At 68.2% G+C, this 21,130-nt stretch carries 22 protein-coding genes; 7 read left to right on the top strand and 15 right to left on the bottom strand.

Translation table 11 applies throughout. From position 1 onward, the window contains the following. Positions 1-2: 2 nt before the first annotated feature. Positions 3-1,148, top strand: coding sequence for a P-loop NTPase (locus AB0M24_RS39995; RefSeq protein WP_363778920.1), 1,146 nt, complete (start codon positions 3-5; stop codon positions 1,146-1,148). Positions 1,149-1,200: 52 nt separating this feature from the next. Here AB0M24_RS39995 and AB0M24_RS40000 read toward each other — a convergent pair whose 3' ends face one another. The 5 genes from AB0M24_RS40000 to sigE all read right to left on the bottom strand — a co-directional run bounded on the left by AB0M24_RS40000 (position 1,201) and on the right by sigE (position 4,459). Beyond that, positions 1,201-1,353: a hypothetical protein gene (locus AB0M24_RS40000; RefSeq protein ID WP_363778922.1), complete on the bottom strand. Its 153-nt coding sequence runs from the start codon at positions 1,351-1,353 to the stop codon at positions 1,201-1,203. A 4-nt stretch (positions 1,354-1,357) separates the two neighbouring features. After that, positions 1,358-1,732, bottom strand: a complete 375-nt coding sequence (gene tatB / locus AB0M24_RS40005; RefSeq protein WP_363778924.1) for a Sec-independent protein translocase protein TatB — start codon at positions 1,730-1,732, stop codon at positions 1,358-1,360. Between the two features lie 17 nt (positions 1,733-1,749). Next, positions 1,750-3,270: a trypsin-like peptidase domain-containing protein gene (locus AB0M24_RS40010; RefSeq protein ID WP_363778926.1), complete on the bottom strand. Its 1,521-nt coding sequence runs from the start codon at positions 3,268-3,270 to the stop codon at positions 1,750-1,752. A gap of 65 nt (positions 3,271-3,335) precedes the next feature. Continuing rightward, the gene (locus AB0M24_RS40015) at positions 3,336-3,866 is read right to left on the bottom strand and encodes a zf-HC2 domain-containing protein (protein WP_363778928.1); all 531 of its coding nucleotides are present in this window, start codon (positions 3,864-3,866) and stop codon (positions 3,336-3,338) included. Then, positions 3,863-4,459: an RNA polymerase sigma factor SigE gene (gene sigE / locus AB0M24_RS40020; protein WP_363778930.1), complete on the bottom strand. Its 597-nt coding sequence runs from the start codon at positions 4,457-4,459 to the stop codon at positions 3,863-3,865. The genes AB0M24_RS40015 and sigE overlap by 4 nt, the downstream gene beginning before the upstream one ends. A 203-nt stretch (positions 4,460-4,662) precedes the next feature. On the opposite strand from sigE, the gene AB0M24_RS40025 reads away from it, so the two are divergent. Together AB0M24_RS40025 and AB0M24_RS40030 are read left to right on the top strand one after the other, a co-directional pair. Then, entirely contained in the window at positions 4,663-5,295 is a 633-nt protein-coding gene (locus AB0M24_RS40025; protein ID WP_363778932.1) for an O-methyltransferase, read from the top strand. 116 nt (positions 5,296-5,411) lie between these two features. Beyond that, positions 5,412-7,649, top strand: coding sequence for an SdrD B-like domain-containing protein (locus AB0M24_RS40030; RefSeq protein WP_363778934.1), 2,238 nt, complete (start codon positions 5,412-5,414; stop codon positions 7,647-7,649). Here AB0M24_RS40030 and glgC read toward each other — a convergent pair. Beyond that, on the bottom strand, positions 7,646-8,860 hold the full coding sequence (gene glgC, locus AB0M24_RS40035) for a glucose-1-phosphate adenylyltransferase (RefSeq protein WP_363778936.1): 1,215 nt from the start codon (positions 8,858-8,860) through the stop codon (positions 7,646-7,648). The two genes, AB0M24_RS40030 and glgC, sit on opposite strands and share 4 nt — an antisense overlap. Positions 8,861-8,948: 88 nt before the next feature. Between glgC and glgA the strand changes: the two genes are divergently transcribed. Beyond that, the gene (gene glgA, locus AB0M24_RS40040; protein WP_363778938.1) at positions 8,949-10,100 is read left to right on the top strand and encodes a glycogen synthase; all 1,152 of its coding nucleotides are present in this window, start codon (positions 8,949-8,951) and stop codon (positions 10,098-10,100) included. A gap of 1,329 nt (positions 10,101-11,429) precedes the next feature. Here glgA and AB0M24_RS40045 read toward each other — a convergent pair. Further along, on the bottom strand, positions 11,430-12,674 hold the full coding sequence (locus AB0M24_RS40045; protein WP_363778940.1) for an MFS transporter: 1,245 nt from the start codon (positions 12,672-12,674) through the stop codon (positions 11,430-11,432). A gap of 52 nt (positions 12,675-12,726) precedes the next feature. Between AB0M24_RS40045 and AB0M24_RS40050 the strand changes: the two genes are divergently transcribed. Next, positions 12,727-13,620 (top strand): LysR family transcriptional regulator, encoded by an 894-nt coding sequence (locus AB0M24_RS40050; RefSeq protein WP_363778942.1) that lies wholly within the window; start codon positions 12,727-12,729, stop codon positions 13,618-13,620. Here the strand turns inward: AB0M24_RS40050 and AB0M24_RS40055 are convergent. From AB0M24_RS40055 to AB0M24_RS40065, 3 genes are all read right to left on the bottom strand, one after another. Further along, positions 13,602-15,200: a hypothetical protein gene (locus AB0M24_RS40055; RefSeq protein ID WP_363778944.1), complete on the bottom strand. Its 1,599-nt coding sequence runs from the start codon at positions 15,198-15,200 to the stop codon at positions 13,602-13,604. The two genes, AB0M24_RS40050 and AB0M24_RS40055, sit on opposite strands and share 19 nt — an antisense overlap. A gap of 79 nt (positions 15,201-15,279) precedes the next feature. Continuing rightward, positions 15,280-16,689 carry a leucyl aminopeptidase family protein gene (locus tag AB0M24_RS40060; protein WP_363778946.1) on the bottom strand — a complete coding sequence of 470 codons (1,410 nt, stop codon included), beginning with the start codon at positions 16,687-16,689 and terminating at the stop codon, positions 15,280-15,282. Between the two features lie 150 nt (positions 16,690-16,839). Then, positions 16,840-17,007: a DUF3117 domain-containing protein gene (locus tag AB0M24_RS40065; protein ID WP_065914675.1), complete on the bottom strand. Its 168-nt coding sequence runs from the start codon at positions 17,005-17,007 to the stop codon at positions 16,840-16,842. Between the two features lie 209 nt (positions 17,008-17,216). Here AB0M24_RS40065 and AB0M24_RS40070 point away from each other — a divergent pair, with 209 nt between their 5' ends. Together AB0M24_RS40070 and AB0M24_RS40075 are read left to right on the top strand one after the other, a co-directional pair. Next, on the top strand, positions 17,217-18,014 hold the full coding sequence (locus tag AB0M24_RS40070; protein WP_363778948.1) for a PaaX family transcriptional regulator C-terminal domain-containing protein: 798 nt from the start codon (positions 17,217-17,219) through the stop codon (positions 18,012-18,014). 10 nt (positions 18,015-18,024) lie between these two features. Then, a complete protein-coding gene (locus AB0M24_RS40075; RefSeq protein WP_363778950.1) occupies positions 18,025-18,810 on the top strand; it encodes an enoyl-CoA hydratase-related protein in 786 nt (261 codons plus the stop codon). 6 nt (positions 18,811-18,816) lie between these two features. Here AB0M24_RS40075 and AB0M24_RS40080 read toward each other — a convergent pair whose 3' ends face one another. The 5 genes from AB0M24_RS40080 to AB0M24_RS40100 are packed head-to-tail and all read right to left on the bottom strand — an operon-like array spanning position 18,817 to position 21,031. Next, a complete protein-coding gene (locus tag AB0M24_RS40080) occupies positions 18,817-19,353 on the bottom strand; it encodes a DNA-3-methyladenine glycosylase I (protein ID WP_363778989.1) in 537 nt (178 codons plus the stop codon). Next, positions 19,353-19,751, bottom strand: coding sequence for an SRPBCC family protein (locus tag AB0M24_RS40085; protein WP_363778952.1), 399 nt, complete (start codon positions 19,749-19,751; stop codon positions 19,353-19,355). The genes AB0M24_RS40080 and AB0M24_RS40085 overlap by 1 nt, the downstream gene beginning before the upstream one ends. Next, positions 19,738-20,034 (bottom strand): DivIVA domain-containing protein, encoded by a 297-nt coding sequence (locus tag AB0M24_RS40090; protein WP_363778954.1) that lies wholly within the window; start codon positions 20,032-20,034, stop codon positions 19,738-19,740. The genes AB0M24_RS40085 and AB0M24_RS40090 overlap by 14 nt, the downstream gene beginning before the upstream one ends. Continuing rightward, positions 20,031-20,708, bottom strand: a complete 678-nt coding sequence (locus tag AB0M24_RS40095) for a permease prefix domain 1-containing protein (RefSeq protein WP_363778956.1) — start codon at positions 20,706-20,708, stop codon at positions 20,031-20,033. The genes AB0M24_RS40090 and AB0M24_RS40095 overlap by 4 nt, the downstream gene beginning before the upstream one ends. After that, positions 20,693-21,031 (bottom strand): helix-turn-helix transcriptional regulator, encoded by a 339-nt coding sequence (locus tag AB0M24_RS40100; protein WP_363778958.1) that lies wholly within the window; start codon positions 21,029-21,031, stop codon positions 20,693-20,695. Before AB0M24_RS40100 ends, AB0M24_RS40095 begins: the two co-directional genes overlap by 16 nt. Positions 21,032-21,130: the final 99 nt, after the last annotated feature.

Genomic DNA, 21,130 nt, shown 5'->3' on the forward strand with positions numbered 1-21,130 from the left:
GGGTGACCACCACGCAGCCCCTCCCCACCGTCGAGGACGTCCGCAAGGCGCTCGCCGGTGTGCAGGACCCCGAGATCCGCCGCCCGATCACCGAGATCGGCATGGTCAAGGACGTCGAGGTCGGCACGGACGGTGCCGTGGTCGTGGGCATCTTCCTCACGGTCGCCGGCTGCCCGATGCGGGACAAGATCACCAAGGATGTCACCGCGGCCGTGTCTGCGCTGGACGGCGTTGCCTCCGTGCGCGTCGATCTGGACGTGATGAGCGACGCCCAGCGCACCGAGCTCCGCAAGACCCTGCGCGGCGGCACCGAAGAGCCCGTGATCCCGTTCGCCCAGCCGGGCTCGCTGACGCGCGTGTACTGCGTCGCGTCCGGCAAGGGCGGCGTCGGCAAGTCGTCGGTCACCGTGAACCTCGCCGTGTCCATGGCCGCGCGCGGCCTGTCCGTCGGCATCGTCGACGCGGACATCTACGGCCACTCGATCCCTCGCATGCTGGGCGCCGACGGCAAGCCCACCCAGGTCGAGAAGATGATCATGCCGCCGCAGGCGCACGGCGTGAAGGTCATCTCGATCGGCATGTTCACGCCGGGCAACACCCCGGTCGTGTGGCGCGGCCCGATGCTGCACCGCGCTCTGCAGCAGTTCCTCGCGGACGTGTTCTGGGGCGACCTGGACGTCCTGCTGCTCGACCTGCCGCCCGGCACCGGCGACGTGGCGATCTCGGTCGCGCAGCTCGTGCCGAACGCCGAGATCCTCGTGGTCACCACGCCGCAGCAGGCCGCCGCCGAGGTGGCCGAGCGCGCCGGGTCGATCGCGCTGCAGACGCGTCAGCGGGTCGCGGGCGTCATCGAGAACATGTCGTGGCTGGAGATGCCCGACGGCTCGCGCATGGAGGTCTTCGGCTCGGGTGGCGGTTCGGCCGTCGCCGCGTCGCTGTCGACGACGATCGGGTCCGAGGTGCCGTTGCTCGGGCAGGTGCCGTTGGACCCGCGTCTGCGCGAGAACGGGGACACGGGCACGCCGATCGTGCAGGCGGTGCCGGACTCGGCCGCCGCTCAGGTGCTGAACGACGTGGCGAAGAAGCTGACGGTGAAGTCGCGCGGGCTGGCGGGGCGTCTGCTGAACGTGTCGCCTGCCGGCCGCTAGTCAGATCGCGCGAGGTAGGCGCGTTCCATCTGGGCGCGCCACTCCGCCTCAGTCAGCGGTGGCGGTTCCTCGGCCTGCACGAGTCCTCAGACGACCACGCGTCCGGCTCCCGCCAGCTCCGCACGTACGCGTCGAGGAAGCTCTGCACCTTCAGACGATCCAACCGCGGCAACCGCACGTAGATGTCGTAGCAGGGACCGCTCACCAGGTCAGGTGGCGTCCGGGTCGTACGGCGGGCGCTCGCCGGGCGCGAGCGGCCGCTGCTCCGGCGCGGGTGGGGTGGACGGCGTCGGGTAGCCGTTCGACTTGGTGGGCTCGGGGTCGTCGAACAGGTGCTTGGTCACCGCGCGCTTCGGGTCGAAGTTGCGCAGCTCGCGGAGGTCCTCGAGAGGCTTGCGGAGCGACTCGAACTCCGGCCCCATCTCCTGCTTGAGCTGCTCGCGCGCGCCGGTGGCGTACTCGCGGACCTGGCGCACGGTCTTGCCGAGCCAGGCGGCCGCGGACGGCAGGCGTTCGGGCCCCAGGATGAAGAGACCCGCGACGACGATGATGAGGATCTCTACCCATCCGATGCTGTCGAACACGGGTCCCAGCCTACTTGTCAGTCGGACTTCAATGTCACGTCGAGTTTGAGCTCACGGCCTTGCCGGGCGAGCACTACCTGCACCGTTTGTCCGATCTCGTGCTCGCGGACGGCCACGACGAGCTCGGCGGCGTTGCGAACCATGCGGTCGCCCACCTTGGTGATCACGTCGCCCTCCTGGATGCCCGCGGCGGCCGCGGCACCTCCGGCGGGAACGTTCTGCACCTGGGCGCCCTCGGAGGTCTCCGCGGACACCGACTTCACGTTGATGTTCATGTCCGCGTGCTTCACCGAGCCGTTGCGGATCAGCTCCTGGCTGATCTTGCGGGCCTGCTTGCCGGAGATCGCGAAGCCCAACCCCACGGAGCCGCCCGTCTCGGTGCGGATCGACGAGTTGATGCCGATCAGGGCGCCGCGCGAGTCGACCAGCGCGCCGCCCGAGTTGCCAGGGTTGATGGCCGCGTCGGTCTGGATCGCGTCGTAGGTGACCTGGGGGCCGCCGTTCTCGCCCGCCGCCGACACGGGGCGGTGCAGGGCGGAGACGATGCCCTCGGTGACCGTGTTGGACAGCTGCAGCGGCGAGCCGATGGCGATCACGCTGTCGCCGACCTGGAGCTCGTCGGAGTTGCCGAACTGCAGGACGGTCGGGTTGGTGACCTCGACCTTGATCACGGCGAGGTCGGTCTTGGGGTCGCGGCCGACGATGCGGGCCGCGGCGCGCGTGCCGTCCGTGAAGACCGCGCTCAGCTTGGCCGACGAGTCCTGGGCCGCCGGGGCGACGACGTGGTCGTTGGTCAGGATGTAGCCGCCGGCCTCGATCACGACGCCGGAGCCGACGCCCGCGACGTTCGTGCCCTTGAACTCGATGGACACGACGCTGGGCGTGACGCGCTTGGCGATGTCCGAGATCGAACCGGCCGGGCGCTCCTTGCCCTCCTCGATCTCGGCCAACGTCACCGTCGAGTCGGTCAGCGGGTTGCCTGCGCGACCGATCAGCCAGCCCACCAACCCACCGGCAGCGCCGACGAGCAGCGCCACGACCACGAGCAACGTCAGAGCGGCCGGCTTCACACGGCGGCCGAAGAGCAGTTCGGGAACGCTCAGCTGCGGACCGGGCGCGGGCTTCGCCTCAGGTTCGCCCGGCGGGTCCTCACCCACGGCGGGCGGCCCGATCACCGCACCGGAAGCCGGGTCGCGCCACGGGTCACCAGCGGGCTTGTCGTCCCAGAAGACGGGGTCGATGTCCGGATCGGGGTCCGAAACGGGCTGCGGCGGGCGCTGCAGGAGTTCGGCAGAGCCCTGGCGGCCGAACGCGGTGGCCAACGACTCGGGAGGGGGCGGCGCCGACTCGACGGGTGCGACAGGCACGTCGCGCGCGGAGAACGCGCCGGCGACACCGTCCGGGCGGCCGAAAGCGGAGGCGTACGCGGGGTCGACCGGCGGCTGCACCAGGGGCCGTGGCCGGAGCCTGCGATGCGCTCCGTCGTCCACTCCGGAAACGGGCGTGGGCGTCTGGCCGTTGGGCGACTGCTGGCTCATCTCTCCCCGAATTTTCCGCTAGGAGTGCTGAACTACAGCGTGCCTCACGAACGGTGAAATGGCTGTCAGGGGGTGGTCGCGAAGACCGCGCGGGCGTTCTGCGGCACCGACGGCGAAGCGGGCGCGTCGCTCTCGGGCGAGGTGAACGCGAGCGCGCCGAGCAGCATGCCGCTCACCACGACACCGGCACCCTGGCGCGCGCGACGGCCGCTGAACCAGCCGTTGCTGCCCAGAGGCCGCGAAGAGCCGAGCACGGGACCGGACCCGAACGCGGGCTTGTCCGTACGTTGCACGGCGACGAACTGTCCGTCCTCGGTGATCGCGAGCCCGTCCGGAGCGGACGGCAGGTCGACCTCCTGCGGGATGGCACCGAGCCTGTCCAGCAACGACGCGGACGCCGTCGGCGCGGCGGCAGTGCGCACAGCCGCACGCGCCTGCTGCTGGGTGTAGGTCTCGAAAGCGCAGAAGCCGCAGCGCTGGATGTGCGCTGAAGCTCGCTCGTGGGCGACCGAGGACAGTTCTCCGTCCACGAACGCGACCACGGCATCCGGCAACAGGTGCTGCTCAGGCAGGCCCCAACCACGGAGGTCGGTCATGCAGAGTCCTCCAGCAACGATTCCCGACGACGACGTTCGAGCGCGACCTTCAGAGCCTGGCGGCCCCGATGGATCCTGCTCCTCACGGTACCCATCTTCACCCCGAGCGTGGCGCCGATCTCCTCGTAGGAAAGGCCTTCCACGTCGCACAGGACCACAGCGGCGCGGAACTCCGGCGGGAGCTCGTCCAGCGCGGCCTGCAGATCGGGGTCAAGGTGGTTCTCGTCGTAGATCTCCTCGGGGGACAGGTCGTCACCCTCGAGGCGGTCGTTGTCCTCGGGCAGCGCCTCCATGCGCACGCGAGAACGCCTGCGTGCCATGTCGAGGAAGAGGTTGGTGGTGATGCGGTGCAGCCACCCCTCGAAGGTGCCCGGCTTGTACGAAGCGAGCGACCGGAAGACGCGAATGAACGTCTCCTGCGTCAAATCCTCGGCATCGTGCTGGTTGCCGGTCAAGCGGTACGCGAGCCGGTAGACGCGGTCCGCGTGCTCACGAACGATCTCGTCCCACGAGGGCGGCGTCCAGTCGGCCGTCTCGATGGGCGCGACGGCCTCCGGCGAACTCGACTGCGTGCGCATCAGGTGTTTCGGCACCTCCATGTGGGCCGCCCGGCGACCCTTATGCGGCTCAACGAGCGACGGGTCCGGCTTGTTCCCGACTAGAGCCTGGCTTCTTGCCTCCGTACCTTCTCCTGCTCCCTTTAAACGATCGTGAGAACCAGCTGAGAGCACCCTGAGAATCTCGGTTCAGGCCGGGTTCACCCGTTTTGGGCACGCCTGGCACTAACCTGCCCCCTGTGACCACGGAATCGGCCCTGCGGGAGTACGTCGAGCAGTACCTCCCCGAGGACGAGGTGCACCTGGCCGCCCGCAAACGCGGCCAGGAACTGGGCTGCGTGCCCATCGGCGCAGGTGGCGGCGCAGCTCTGCGCTTCCTGGCCACCGCCCTCCAAGCCCGCGCGGTAGTGGAAATCGGCACCGGCGCGGGCACCAGCGGCCTCTACCTCCTGGCGGGAATGCCCCAATCCGGCATCCTGACCTCGATCGACGTGGCCCCGGAACACCAACGAGCAGCCCGCGAGGCCTACGCCTCAGCAGGCATCTCCCCGTCCCGCACCCGCCTGATCATGGGCAAAGCGCTGGACGTTCTCCCTCGTCTCACCGACGCGGCCTACGACCTGGTCTTCGTAGACGCCTACAAACCTGAGTACCCGGCCTACCTGCAACACGGCGTGCGGATGCTGAGGCCGGGCGGGGTCATCGCGTTCGACAACGTCCTGTGGCACGGCGCCGTCGTGGACCCTTCGAAACGCGACGAGTCGACCCAGGCGATGCGGGACATCGCGCGGCTGGTCAAGGAGGACGACCGGCTCGTCCCGGTGATCCTGCCGCTGGGCGACGGCCTGCTGGTCGCCGCGCGCAAACCCTGAGTGGGCAGATAAGAATTCTGGTTGGACCACCTGAGTGATGCGGTAACAGCGCATTACGACCATTCGACATGCCCTCCGCAGGGTCGGGGATCGTCTATTCCCCGAAAGGGGCACAGGTGAAACCAACAAGAGTTCTGGCCGCGCTGGCGGCTGCCTTCCTACCGGTCATCGGCCTGGCAACACCCGCGCTGGCAGATGGTCCGTGCTGGGGAAACGGCGACGACATGATCCACGAGACGTGCGGCCGCGACACCTACATCCTCGACCCGGGACTGCACAGCGAGCTGAGCCCGAACGACGTCCGACAGGCCGAGGGTTATTACCTGGGACGCGGATTCAACCGCAATTTCATCTGGTACGCACCCACCGCGAACCGACAATTCCAGGACACCGAAGAATGGTCGCACTGCGTCGACGACATGGCACAGGACGTACCGTGCACACCGGGCCACGAGGACTACCACCAGATCGGCATCGCCTTCCGGGACCGGCCGATCGTGGTGCACTCGCTGGCCTACGGCGGCACCTTCATCACGCTGCCCTGCGGCAACTTCTCCCGTGACAAGTCCGGCAAGCCCGTGCCGGTGATCAGCGGGCACAAGTACCACGACGCCAACCGCAACGGCGTCCGCGACCCCGGCGAGGAAGGCCTGGCCGGCTGGACCATCACACTGCACCGCGACCGTTCCGACGCAGGTCAGGGCACCGGCGCGGTCGCCACGACCAGCACCGACGCCAACGGCTACTACGAGTTCCGCCTCGACGGCCACCTGCCCGGCGACTACGCGCTGACCGAGGAGAGCCGCGACGGGTGGACCCGCACGAGCGGCCCGGAGCGCCACACCATGAACGTGGCTCCGAACATCGGTGACGCCAGGTTCGACGGCCGCGACTTCGGCAACGTCGAGACCACCGCCGACGCGGTGAAGGTCGCCTTCGAGGTGCTCAACCCGCCAACGGAGATGACTGCGGACGAGCCGCACACGCTCCAGGTCCGCGCTGTGCTGGAGAACCGCGGCCCGGCGCCGATCATCGAGGTCCAGGACTTCCTCGCGAAGTCCGGCCCACCGGACTGCTTCCTCACCGCACCGGAGTCCCTGACGAGGGAACTGGTGCTGGGCAGACCGGTTGAGGTGATCTTCGAGGTCGAGGTCACCTGTCTGGAACCGAGCTTCCACCGGTTCGAGTTCACGAACAAGCTGACGATCCGGACGCCAGGGGTGACCGATCCGGACCGCACCAGCAACTTCCGGACCACCGAAACGACCATCGCCGTGATCGACGATGCGAACGTCGGCATCGACAGCACCCAACTCGACTGCGTGACCCGCACCTACGTCCGCGACCAGTTCGAGTGCACAGTCACGGCCGTCGCCGCCAACATGGGCACCCACGGCCCCGCGAACACCGACGTAGTGCTGGGGCTGACCGGTCCGGCCGACTGCACGCTCACCCCTAACGGCCCCACGAGCCACGAGACCTCGATCTACAAGGACCCGGTGACGGTGTCGTCGAAGTGGAACGTGACCTGCGCGAACCGCAGCTACCACGACTTCACGGCGTCATCGGAGGCGAAGCTCGACCACCTGCACGTGATCGACCCCGACGCCACCAACAACAACGGCACGGCCACCGACCGCGTCGAGGTGTTCGAGCGCGTCGACCTCTCGGTCTCCGACATCAGGCTGACCTGCACCGAACGCCAGTACCAGACCCAGACGTTCGACTGCGCGAGCAAGGTGACCGTAGCGAACGCCGGACCTGCCGACGCGGTGCACACGCTGACCACGGTGACGTTCGGCGCGCCCGCCGACTGCACGGTCACCCCGAACACCGGTCAGCAGCAGGCCCACGTCCTCAACGCGGGAACCACCGCGACGTTCACAAAGAACTGGACGGTGTCCTGCACGGAGAACCGCCGGCACCTGCTGTCCACCAGCGCGGTGATCGTCGCCGACGAGCCGCACCCGGAGGACACGAACCGCGCCAACGACGTCCGCTCGATCAGCTGGGTGCCGCCGGACGTGAAGCCGCGCAGCTTCCCCAGCTCGATCAACGTCAAGAAGGAGGGTCTGGTCCCGGTCGCGATCCTGTCCACCGCGGAGTTCGACGCGGTCGCGAGCGTCGACCGGACCAGCCTCACCTTCGGCGCCACCGGCCTGGAGCAGAGCTTCGTCCGGTGCGGGTCACCGGGTGAGGACGTGAACGACGACGGCCGCGCCGACCTGGTGTGTCACTTCGACACCACGAAGACCGGCCTGACCTGTGGCATGACGACGGCGACCCTCATGGGCCGCACGATCGACGGCCGCCGCTTCGAGGGTCAGGACGACGTGAAGCTGACGGGCTGCTAGTAGGCCCGGACGCCCTTGCCGAGGACCGTGACCCCGCTCGCGGACACCGTGTAGCGCTCACGGTCCATCGGCGCGTCAACACCAATCAACGCCCCATCAGGCACAACAACGTTCTTGTCCAAAATAGCCCGCCGCACAACAGCACCCTTGCCAATCCGAACCCCGGGCAACAGCACCGACCCCTGCACAACAGACCCGACCTCGACAGTCACATCCGAAGAGATCACAGACCCGTGAATCTTCCCGGAGATGATCGACCCAGGCCCCACCATCGAGTCCTCAGCAGACCCACCAGCGATGAACTTGGCCGGCGGCAACGGCGGAGTGGCAGTCCGAATCGGCCACAACTGGTTGTACAGGTTGAAAATCGGATGGACCGAAACCAGATCCATGTGCGCGTCGTAGTAGGCGTCAATGGTCCCGACGTCCCGCCAGTACCCGCGATCCCGATCAGTGGCCCCGGGAACCTCGTTGTCCTGGAAGTCGTAGACGTGCGCCTTCCCCCGGTCCACCAGCATGGGGATGATGTCGCCACCCATGTCGTGGTCCGAGTCGGGGTTCAACGCGTCCCCGCGCAACGCGTCCAACAGCGCCTCGGTCGTGAAGACGTAGTTGCCCATTGAAGCGAAAGTGACATCGGGATCGTCCGGCACGTGCGGCGGCTCGGACGGCTTCTCCAGGAACCGCGTGATCTTCCCGGACGCGTCCGAGTCGATGCACCCGAACGCCTTGGCCTCGGTCCGCGGCACACGAATACCGGCCACGGTCACGGCCGCGCCCGACTCGACGTGCTGCGAGATCATCTGCGACGGGTCCATCCGGTACACGTGGTCGGCACCGAAGATGACCACGTGGTCCGGCTTCTCGTCGTGGACCAGGTTGAGCGACTGGAAGATCGCGTCGGCCGAGCCCGTGTACCAGCGCGGGCCCAGGCGTTGCTGGGCCGGGACCGGTGTCACGTACTGACCGAGCACATTGGACAGGCGCCACGTCGTCGAGATGTGGCGGTCCAGTGAGTGCGACTTGTACTGCGTCAGCACGCAGAGCTTCGCGAGCCCCGCGTTGACCAGGTTCGACAGCACGAAGTCGACCAGCCGGTAGTTGCCCCCGAAGGGCACAGCCGGTTTCGCGCGGTCGGCCGTCAGTGGCCACAGGCGCTTGCCTTCACCACCGGCAAGCACAATTCCGAGAACGTGCGGCTGCCCCTTCACGGTATGTGACCCTATCTGTGCGATCGAGCTTCAACCAGACGCAAACTGGTTCGTCCCAACAAGTACCGCCGTGATCTACGGTGGGTGTGTGCGAGTTGCGCTCATGACGCGGGAGTACCCGCCTGAGGTCTACGGCGGCGCTGGTGTGCACGTGGGATTCCTCGTGCCCCATCTTCGCGAGCTCGTCGACGTCGACGTGCACTGCTTCGGGGCACCCAGAACGGACGCCACCGCCCACAACCCTCCGCACAGCCTGGAGCAGGCGAACGCGGCCATCACCACCCTCGCGGTCGATCTTGAGATGGCGCAGGCGGTCGCTGGGGCGAACCTCGTGCACACCCACACGTGGTACGCCAACATGGGCGGTCACCTGGCCAAACTCCTGCACGGGATACCCCACGTGGTCACGGCTCACTCGCTCGAACCGCGCCGGCCGTGGAAGGCCGAGCAGCTCGGCGGCGGGTACCGGATCTCGTCGTGGGCCGAGCGGACGGCGTACGAGCACGCCGACGCGATCATCGCCGTGAGCGACGGGATGCGGGCGGACGTGCTCGACGCCTACCCGTCGCTGGACCCGGCGAAGGTGCACGTGGTGCGCAATGGGATCGATTCCACCGCGTACCGCCCCGTCACCGAAACCGACGCACTGACGGCGTACGGCATCGATCCGGAGAAGCCGATCGTCGCGTTCGTCGGACGGATCACGAGGCAGAAGGGCGTCGGCCACCTCGTCGCCGCCGCGCACGAGATCGACCCGAGCGCGCAGATCGTGCTGTGCGCGGGCGCGCCGGACACCCCGGAGATCGCCGAGGAGACCCGGCTGGCCGTCGAGGAGCTCTCCAAGACCAGGACCGGCGTCATCTGGATCCAGAAGATGCTGGAACAAACAGAGGTCAAGCAGATCCTCAGCCACGCGACGGTGTTCGTCTGCCCGTCGGTCTACGAGCCGCTCGGCATCGTGAACCTGGAGGCGATGGCGTGCGGCACGGCGGTCGTCGCGAGTGACGTCGGCGGCATCCCCGAGGTCGTCGCTCACGGTGAGACCGGGCTCCTCGTTCACTACGACGAGCACGATTTGTCGACATATCGACACGCCTTGGCCCAGTCCATAAATGAACTTGTCTCGGATCCTGAGCGGGCCCGCCGCTACGGCCAAGCCGGACGAAAGCGCGCTGAGCAGGAATTTTCCTGGTCGACCATGGCCGAGCAGACCGTCGAGGTGTACCGCAGCGTGATTTGAGTCACACACTCATGGGGCAACCCCAAAGTGTGAACGCCGCCTTTAACCAGTAGTGACGTTTCGGATTCAACTGGTGAGGGGCACGAGGACTGTGCGTGTTGCGGTGCTGGGTCTGTCGGTCCTCCTGGCGATCACCGCGTGCGGCACATCAGAGAAGACAAAGCCCACCGCGGTGCAGCTCAGGGTCGACGGCATGAAGCTCGCCGACGCCTCCGACCTGCAGTCACAAGCCGAGGCCCAGCTCGCCTACACGCTGGAGTACGGCTACGTGGCACGGGCGGGCGCGGCGGCGGTGAGCTGCTGGTTCGCCAAGACCGGCGTCGAGGCCGAGGTCGACAAGAAGCTGTGGTGCGGACCGGTCCAGGTCCCGGGCACCGGCGCGTCGACCGACTGGGTGCCCGTCCCGCTCAAAGAGGTCAACAAGAGCGGTGACGAGGTCCGCTACGAGGTCCAGTCGCCGCAGGTGCCGGAGAAGGGCAACCGCAGCACCCCGTCCGGCACGCTCGTGCGCACCGACGGCAAGGAGTTCGACCCGTCGAAGCAGCAGGACCTCACGGCCGGCCGCGACTTCCTCGCGGTGCTCCCGGACGACGGCAAGCGCAACAACGCCGACCTCGGGCTCGGCAACGTCGACGTCAAGCTGCGCGACGACCTGCTGACCACCGCCGTCACGGGCTGGGCGAACCCGGACATCTGGTACACCGCAGAGGGCACCCTGCGCGCCGAGCCGGGCTCACGGCTGCGCGTCATGCGGATCAAGGTCGAGAAGCTCTGGGAGACCGACAGCGGCTTCCACCGGACGAACTGGCAGGGGTTCGCCCCGCAACCGTCCGAGCTCGCCTTGGAGGTGCCCGGCAAGCGCCAGGTCCTGCCCGCCGACCGGCTCCCGGCCAACGGCTCGGTGTTCGTCGTCTACACCGTGCCGGACCCGCAGGAGGGCACCGAGACGCTGGCGCTGGGCTCGCTCGGCGCCAAGTCGCTGGAGCAGAAGGTCGAGATCCCGACCGGCAAGCGCACCGACAACGCGCCGAAGGTGCTGCAGCGCGCCGCCTCCCCGAACCACTTCGACGAGAAGACCCAGAGGCTCCGCTTCGGCGGCAACGCGATGGGCATGAAGATCACCGGCGTGAAGCTCGGCAGGCAGCGCCCGGTCAAGCTCGGCGAGAGCCAGTACGACCTCGCGACCATCTCCGCACCGGACAAGGCGCTGCTGGAGATCCGCATGGAGGCCACCGGCGACCTGCCCGACACCGCGGGCGGCAACGTCACCAAGGACCTGATCTCCGTGCAGCTGCCGGACGGCTCGACCGCGAGGCAGGTCGGCGCCCGCTACGACGGCGGCCCGCTGCCGTTCGCGATCGTCGTCGAGGTGCCGGCGGACACCCGCTCGGTCTCGGTCGGCCTCAACGAGGGCACCGCGGAGCTGCCGAGGCTGGGCAAGCAGCTGATCTCGCCGGTCGACTCGCGCATCACCCTCGCGTTGGAGTTCTGAACGAGCATCACGGCCAGGGCCAGCCAGCCGAGGATCACCAGCACGAGCCCGCCCCAGCCCCACTCGCCGTACGCGGTGCTGCCGGACGTGCCACCGATGCTGCTGCCCACGTAGAACCCCGCGAGGTACAGCCCGGACGCCTGGCCGCGGGCGTGCGACGGGGCACGCGCGCCGACCCAGCTGCTCGCGATGGCGTGCGAGGCGAAGAACCCGGCGGTGACGATCGCCAGGCCGAGCGGCACCCACAGCAGGCTCGCCAGCGTGCCCACCGCAACCACGCCGATGGTCATGAGCAGCACGCGCCCGCGTCCCAGCCGGTCGGACAGCCTGCCGGCGAACGCCGCCGACGTGCTGCCGAACAGGTAGAAGAGGAACACCAGCGACTCGAGCCACGACGGACCGGTGAGCTGGAAGCCCGCGACGTTGTAGAACGAGATGAACGCGCCGACCAGCAGCACCGCGACCCCGTACAGCGAGAGCAGCACCGGGTCCTGCACCGCCGCCTTCATCCCGCGAGGCGCCCGCTTCGGCGCCGCCTGAGCCCGCGGCAGGAAGAACACGACGACCAGTGCCGCCACCAGCCCCACGACTCCGCTGAGCAGGATCGACGCGCGCCAGCCCAGCCAGTCGACGGTCATGCCGGAGAACAGGCGGCCGACCATGCCACCGACGCTGTTGCCCGCGATCATGGCGCCCATCGCGGCACCGAGCTTCTTCTTGTCCAGCTCGTCCGCGAGGTAGGCCATCGACGCCGCGGGAACCCCGGCCGCCGCAACGCCCTGCAGCACCCGCAGCACCAGGAAGACGTCGTAGTTGGGCGCCAACGGCAGCACGACGCCGAGCAGGCCCGCCAGCAGCACGCTGATCACGATCACCGGCCGGCGTCCGACGCGTTCGGACAGCATCGCGATCGGCACGACCACGACGGCCAACGCCAGCGTGGCGGCGGACATCGCGAGCGACGCGCCGCCCGGCCCCAGCCCGTACTCCGCGGCGATTTGCGGCAACACCGGCTGCGGCGCGTACAGCAACGCGAAACACGCGAGCCCGGACGCGGCGATGGACGCGGTCAACCTGTTCACGCATTCGACGCTAAGCCATACGTCCAATACGGAAATGCGTCAGAATCAATTCGTGGATGAATTGGAGCTGGCCCCGAAGCTGGCGGTGCTGAAAGCGCTTGCCGCCGACGAGCACGTGACCCGCGTCGCAGAACGCGTCGGGCTTCCCCAGCCGACGGTCAGCCGCTGGCTCGCGGAGATCGGCGAGCAGCTCGGCTCGCCGATCATCGTGAAGACCGGCCGCCGGGTGCGTCTGACCCGCGCCGGCAGGCTTCTCGCCGAGGCCGCCACCCGGTCGTTGGCCGCACTGGAACCCGGTCTGCGCGCGGTGGAAGAGGAGCTCGACCCGGAGAAAGGCCGTGTGGTGCTGGGATTCCTGCACATGCTCGGCCGCTCACTGGTGCCGGAGCTGGTGCGCGGTTTCCGCGCGGAACATCCACACGTGCGGTTCGGCCTGGTCCAGAACGCGCGCTACACGGTGGTCGAGAAGCTGTTGCAGGGCGAGATCGACCTCGCTCTGGTCGCGCCGCCACCGGAGGGGCCGGAGTTCGAGTCGGCTGTCCTGTTCGAACAGGAACTGATCGTCGTCGTCCCGTCCGGACACCGGCTGGCAACGCGAAAGACCGTGCGGCTCAAGGACTTGGAGCACGAGGAACTGATCATCCTGGAACACGGCTACGGCTTGCGGCAGATCACCGACGACATGTTCGCGGCTGCCGGAATTTCGCCGAAGATCGCCTTCGAGAGCCAGGAGATCGAGACGGTGCGCGGCCTGGTGGCAGCGGGTCTCGGCGTCGCGCTGCTCACGCACGCCGAGACCACACCGCCTGCCGGCCTTCGAGAACTACCGCTGGCACCGCGGGCGAGCCGGGTGTTCGGGCTGGCCTGGTTGAAGGACCGCCCGTTGCCGCCCGCGGTTCGCGCTTTCCGCGATCACGCCCTGCGGACTCACGCTCCCCAGCGCTGAACCCCGGACCACATCCGCAGGTACGACTCGGCGCCACCCAGCATGTCCTGGACGAGCTGGTCACCGCCGAGCTGACGGACCCTCTCGATCCAGTCCGGCAGCAGACCGATGTGCGCACCGCCGTCGACGTTGATGTCCCAGACCTTGTCGCCCGTGCGCTGCCGGTCGACCAGCGGACCGTCCGGGTAGGTGCGGAACGGGTAGGTCACGCCGGTCTGCGGGTCCGGGTGCGAGCCCACGCCGTTGTAGTCGGAACCGAACCCGATGCCCACGTCGTACTTGCGCCGCAACGGTTCCGCCGCGGCCGCCTGCGAGACGTAACCGCCGGGGTCGTTCTCGTAGCCCGCCACGAACCCGCCGAGCTGGTAGACCTTCTCGGTCCACAGCGAGTCCATCCAGGAGTGGCTCGACACGATGCCGGGGTACTTCTTCTGCGCGGCCAGCTCCAGCGTGCGGCCGGCGGCCTTCACGCTCATGTGATCGATCTCGATCATCATGTGGCGCTTCATCATGCCCTGCACCGCGTACTCGCCGAGCGACGTCAGGCCGCGCACGTTGCAGCGCTTCGCCGGGTCGTACTGAGGCGCGACGGCACTCGCCGGGATCAACGCGTTCGGGCCGGCGGTGCCGATCGGGTTGTCCTGCTGCGGGCCCTTGCACTCCTCGGTCTTCCACCACGTGCCGGTGCGCAGGAACTGACCCGCGTTGAGCACGCCGCCCTGCACGCCGGAGTCGAACCTCACGCCGCACAGCGCGTTGTCGAACTTGTGGCACAGGAACGCACTGCGCACGCCGAGCGCGTAGACCTCGTCGAGGCCGCGGTCGATGTCGCCCTTGCCGCACAACGGGAGGTCGAGCAGCTGCCGGCAGCCGAACAGCTCAGAGGTCTCGATGCCGAGGATCACGGCGAGCTTGCCCTGCTTGATCACGTCCCGCGCCTGCTCGGACGACGTGACGATGCGGAACCAGCCCTTGCCCTCGCCGCCGAACATCTTGTCGATGAACGCCTGCAGCTCGTAGGTCCGCTTGGCCTGCAGCTTCACGGACGCCATCTCGTCACAGGGCTTGTCCTTGAACGGGTAGATCACGCACAGCGTCGCGTTGCTGGTGAGGTCCTGGACCAGCACGCGCTGCCCGCCGCGCCAGGCCCGTTCCAGCCAGGCGTAGTAGTTCTGCTGGTGCGACACCGTCTTGTACGACGGCCAGTCCTTGAACGTCGGCCAGCCCACCGGGTCGTGGCCGTCGAAGTCGTTGGTGACGATCGCCTCGAACAACGCGCCGAGCCCAGCCGGGTAGTGCTCGGGGCAGTCCTTCAACGCGGCTGCCGCGCCCTGCTCGTTGAACTCCTCGCCGCAGATCAGCCGGCCACCGAACGCCTCGTTGGTCATCAGGTGGTTGTGCGCGTCGACGAACCCGCGCACCTTCCCGGCGCCGTCGGTGCCCTTGAACGGCTCACCGGTGACGTTGATCTGCGAGTCCAGCGCGGGCCTCGCGACCGGTTCCCACCAGGGACCGGCCGCCGTGGCAGGGGTCATCGCCGCTACTACCAGCGAGGCGGCGAGAGCGAGGCGGAGTAACACGAGCGCTCCTCTACGACGTTGTGAAGGCGCTCACATCATGCAGGGAACGTCGCCGTCTCGTATCGGCCGTTCGTAGGTACTAACGCGAATATTTTTCAGCAAGTTCGATCAGCGTGCGCGCACCGAAGCCCGTGGCGCCCGCGACGACCTCGTCGTAGACCTTCTCCGACCGCGCGGGACCCGCGATGTCGAGGTGCGCCCACGGCACCTGACCTGCGAACTTCTGCAGGAACAGCGCCGCCGTGATGCCACCGGGGCCGGGCGGGCACTGCTTGTAGTCCGCGATCTCGCTGGCGACGGCCGCGACGTGCTCCTCCAGCAGCGGCATCCGCCACCACTTCTCGCCGACGTTCACGCCCGCGTCGATCACGCTCCGAGCGATCTCGTCGTCCGAGGTGAACACGGCACCCGTGCGCAGGCCGAGCGACACCTTCATGGCACCGGTCAGCGTCGCGACGTCGACGATCAGGTCCGGCTTGAGGTTCTTCACGGCGTACGCCATCGCGTCCGCCAGCACCATGCGGCCCTCGGCGTCGGTGTTCTGCACCTCGGTGGTCGCGCCGCCGTAGTGCCGCACGACGTCGCCCGGCCGGTACGCAGAGCCGCTGACGTGGTTCTCCGCACACGGCACGAGCCCGGTGACCCTGATCGGCAGTTGCCGGCGCGCGACGGCCATCAGCGCGGAGATCACCGCGCCACCACCGGCCATGTCGGTGCGCATCAGGTGCATGCCGTCGGCGGGCTTCACCGAGATGCCGCCGGTGTCGAACGTGATGCCCTTGCCGATGAAGACCAGGTGCGGGCCGGTCGTCCCGTACGTCAGCTCCAGGAACCGCGGCGGGCGTGCGGACCCACCGCCGACCGCGAGCACGCCGCCGAAGCCCTGCTGCTGCAGCCACTTCTCGTCGCGCACGGTGGCGGACAGTCCGTCGATCTTGTCCGCGAGCTTGGCGGCCGTGGTGGCGAGCCAGCGCGGGTCCTTGACGTTGGACGGGGTGTTGGCGAGATCACGGGCGAGCGAGGTGGCGGTGGCCAGCGCGTGAGCCTTCAGCGCGGCCGACGTCAGCACCTCTTCGAACCCGGTGTCCTGGCTCACGAGCCGCAACGAACCGACGCGCTTCGGGCCGTCCTCACCGGTGACCTTGAAGCGGTAGCCGCCGAGTGCCGCGCCCAGCACGAACGCGCGGACCTTGTCCGCGTCGAAGTCCGGCGTGAGCAGGACATCGGCGCTCTTGGGAGCGTCTTCACCGCTCAGCGCGCGCACCAGGGCAGCACCGGCCGTGCGGTAGTCGCTGTGGGTGCCGGTGCCGACACCGAGGGTCCAGACGTCGTCGTGCCGGACCGTCTCACCGGCCTTGCCCGTCAGGTCGGAGACGTCGATGCCGTCGCCACCCGGCCCCAGCGCCGGTCCGGTGGCCGCGAGCACGACAGCCGGAACGTTGCGGCGCGAGGTGGTGGCCACCTCGACGTCCACGAGCTTGGTTGGCACTGACGGAACCGTCGACCCCACGACTGACCCTCCACCTGTTGCATTGACGACCGTTCAGTCAACACCACCACCGAACGAAGCGATGCCCCGGCCTCCACTATGGAACACAGTGGAAACCGGGGCTCTTCTCGTGCTTCCTCGCCGGGTGCCTCAGCCGGCGGCGGCCTTCAGCGCGTCGCCCAAGGCGCTGGCCTCGTCCGCCGACATCTCGACGACAAGGCGCCCACCACCCTCGAGCGGCACGCGCATGACGATGCCGCGTCCCTCCTTGGTGACCTCGAGGGGACCGTCGCCGGTCCGGGGCTTCATGGCCGCCATCGCGTGCTCCCTCCGTCAACATCTTCCCCGTCCGGCCAGGCCGGATCTGCTCCATTCTCCCCTATCGCGACTCAGGGGCGAAACCGAACCGATCTTTTGGCGAGTTCGGGTGACATTTGTTGATCTTGCTTTACACCTGATCACTAGCCGTTTTCACGACAACACAACAGTTTCGGCACGGATGGGCATGGCGTGACAGGATGGGCCGGGTGCGAGCCCGTTCCGCGCTCTTCGACGTCTACGGCGGCCACCTGCGCGAACGCGGTGGTGCCGCCACGATCGCTGCCCTCGTCCGGCTGCTGGAACCGCTCGGATTCGCCGCGCCGGCCGTGCGCACCGCTGTTTCCCGGACGGTCAGGCAGGGCTGGTTGCAGCCGACGAGACTGCCCGACGGGCCGGGTTACGCGATGACACCTCGCGGGGAACGAAGGCTCGACGAGGCCGCCGCCCGCATCTACCGGACAGGGCCGTCCACGTGGGACGGTCGCTGGCACGTGGTGGTGCTGGAGGAGATGCCGGGCCGCGACTCGCGCGATCACCTGGCGTCTGAGCTGCAACTGCTCGGGTACGGCGCACTCGGTCCTGTGACGTGGATCGCTCCCCGGCCGTCCCCGGAACTCGCCGATGTGCTCGCGGCCGAGGAAGTACAAGCACGAACTTTTCACGGTTCACACGACGGTGCGGACGTCGAGCTGGCGTCCAAGGCGTGGGACCTGGCCGAACTCGGGCGCGATTACGCCGCTTTCGTCGCGCACTGGCGGGCACAGGTGTCCGTTGTGGACGAAACCGACGACGCGGCGGCGTTCGCAGCGTCACAGCAGCTGCTGCACGCGTGGCGGAAGTTCCTGTTCCGCGATCCCGGTCTTCCTGCTGAACTGTTGCCACCGGACTGGCCGGGGCACGCGGCAGCGTCGTTCTTCGACGAACAGACACTGCGGCTGGCACCGGGCACGAGTCGTTTCGTCGACGAGTGCCTGCGGCCGGTTCGCAACGTTTCCACTGCTTGATGGAGGTCCAGTGTCCGAGCTCCTCGTCGACGACGCCGATGGTGTGCGCACGTTCACGTTCAACCGCCCCGAGTCGTTCAACGCCTTCACCATCGCGCTGAAGGAGTCGTTCCTCGCCGCGCTGAAGGAGGCGGCGGCGGACGAGAACGTGCGCGCGGTGGTGATCACGGGTGCGGGCAAGGCGTTCTGCGCGGGTCAGGACCTCAAGGAGCACATCGGGTTGCTGCAGGCCGGCGACCCGGCGCCGCTGCACACCGTTGAGCTGCACTACAACCCCATCGTGCGCGAGCTGATCGGCATGCCGAAGCCGGTGATCGCCGCGGTCAACGGCAGCGCGGCCGGTGCGGGCGCGTCGTTCGCCTACGCCTCGGACCTGCGCATCGCGGGCAAGTCGGCGAAGTTCCTGATGGCGTTCGCGAACGTCGGACTGACCGCGGACTCCGGTGCGTCGTACACGCTCCCACGGCTGATCGGGCACGGGCGCGCGATGGAGATGATGCTGCTGGCCCAGCCGGTCGGCGCCGAGGAGGCGTTGCGGGTCGGCATGGTCAACCAGGTCGTGCCGGACGAGGAGCTGCTGGAGACCGCGCACCTGCTCGCCGCGAAGCTCGCCAAGGGGCCGACGACGGCGTACGCGAAGATCAAGGAAGCGCTGGCAGCGGCCGCGGACGGCACGTTGGAAGACGCTTTGGAGGCAGAGCGCCGGACTCAGGCCGACTGCGGTGCCACGGAAGACCACCGCGAAGCCGTCGACGCCTTTGTGAACAAGAGGGCGCCGAAGTTCATCGGGAAGTAACCCGGATCAGCGCGCACGGAAACACGTCGCGATGTGGTCGTCCACCATCCCGGTGGCCTGCATCAGCGCGTAACACGTGGTGGGGCCGAGGAACTTGAAGCCACGACGCTTCAGTTCCTTGGCCATCGCCTTGGATTCGTCGGTGATGGCCGGAACGTCCGCGAACGTCGCCGGACGGACATGATCTTTCGGTGCGAACGACCACAACAACGCATCGAGATCCACGTCCTCGGAGACGATCACGCGAGCGTTGTGGATCGCCGCGTCGATCTTCATCCGGTTCCGCACGATTCCCGCGTCCGACATGAGCCTTTCCACGTCGGCGGGCCCGAACTCCGCCACCAGCTTCGGGTCGAAGTCACCGAACGCCGAGCGGAACGCGGGACGCTTGCGCAGGATCGTGATCCACGACAGACCGGACTGGAACGCCTCCAGCGTCATCCGCTCGTACAGCGCGTTGGTGCCGTGCAGCTCCACGCCCCACTCGGTGTCGTGGTAGTCCACGTAGTCCGGAGTCGAGTCACCCCACGGGCAGCGCGTGATCACCGGTACTCCTCGGCGAAACGGGCGAAGCGCTGCAACGACCGGCGCAGCATCAGCACGAACAACGGCTTCACCAACGGGTAGAAGAACGGCACGTCGAGACGCTCCGTCCACACGAAACGGCTGCCGCGCACGGCGAACACGCCCGTGCCCTTCACGACCTTCCCGAGGTGCTCGACCTCGACGGCGTGCGGCGGGTCCCAGCGCGTGATCCGCATCCGGTCGGAGACGCCGAACGTCCGCGCGTCGATCTCGCTGCCGACCGACTTCCCGTCACCGGCCACGACCGACACCCGCGTGCCGAACACCCACTCCGACTGGCGTTCCCAGTCGGTCATCGCGCGGAAGATCGTGTCGGGCGGGGCGGCGACCTCGACCGTCAGCTCAAGCTCGGTCACTGGTCTCCAGCTCCTCGACGCGCGCCCGCAGCGTCTCGACCTCGGTCGCGAGCCGCCGCAGCACCCAGTCGACCTCGCTCATCTTGTAGCCGCGGAACACCTGCTGGAACTTCAGCTCGCGGACGTCCTCCGCGGTGATGTCGTCGGCCGGCAACCGCGTCGGCGAGGCGCCGGGCGGCAGCGGGGCGAGCTCCTCGCCGCGCCCGAACACCAACGCCGCGAGCAGGAACACCACTGCCGCGACGGCCACCATCACGATCAGGTAGATCAGGGCGTTGGTCACGCGACGATCGTGGCACAGCTCAGGCAGCGACGAGCGAGCAGACCGAGTCGAATGATCACGATCCAGCTGATCAGGCTCGCGATCGACATCGGCAACGACTGCATCAGCCGGGACGCGTCGACGCTCGCGGTCGCGACGATGATCGAGATGTTGCCCAGCAGCACCACGCCGACGGCGCCGATCGCGACCGTCGCACCGATCTTGGCCAGCAGTTTCGTGTCGTACCGGCGAGCCAGGACGCGCCCCAGGACCAACGCCACCAACGCCACCCCGGACGCGATGCCGCTGCTCAGGTCGTTGGCCTTGGCGATGAACAGGTACCAGGACGGCGGCATCGCGCCGAAGTCCTGCCACGGACCGATGAGCAGCATGCGGCCGTACTCCCACGCCATGTGCATCAACGGCAGCACGATCGCGAGCCAGATCAGCGTGCGCGTGCCGTACGCGACGGCGAGCTCGGCCTGGTACTCGTTCGCGATCTCGCGCACGGGCCCGAACTCCTCGACGGCACGCTCCCGCGCCTCTTCTTCGGTCAGCCCGCGGTCGAGGTGCGCCTCGGTCGCGTCGGTGAGGCTGTCGCGCGTCTCCGTGAGCAGGTCCCGCACCTGTTTCTTCGAGCCCTGCAACCGCGACCCGAGATCGGTCACGTAGCGCTCGATCACGTCTGTGCCCACTTGCCGTCACCCCCCAGCACCCCGTCGATGACCGTCGTGAACTCCTGCCACGCGGTGCGTTCGGCGTGCAGCGCCTTCTGCCCCGTCTGCGTGAGCTTGTACGTGCGGCGCTTGCGGCCACCGACCGTGCTCCAGTCGCTGACCACGTGCCCGGCGCGTTCCAGCCGGCGCAACGCCGGGTAGACCGTGCCCGTCGGCAGGTCGAGCGCGCCGCCGCTGCCCTGCTGCAACGCCTCGATGATCGCGTAACCGTGCAGCTCGCGGCCGTCGAGCGTCGCCAGCAGCAACGCGTCCAGATGACCACGCAGCGCGTCGGGCTTCATGAGTAGCGACTCTACTCATCACGGCACCTCCGGGAACCCCTGAGACGCCCCTGAGATCTCCCTGATCTCTCTCGAAAAGGCTCGATGTGTAGCCGCACT

The sequence above is a fragment of the Lentzea sp. NPDC051838 genome (assembly GCF_040681245.1).
GTDB lineage: Bacteria > Actinomycetota > Actinomycetes > Mycobacteriales > Pseudonocardiaceae > Lentzea.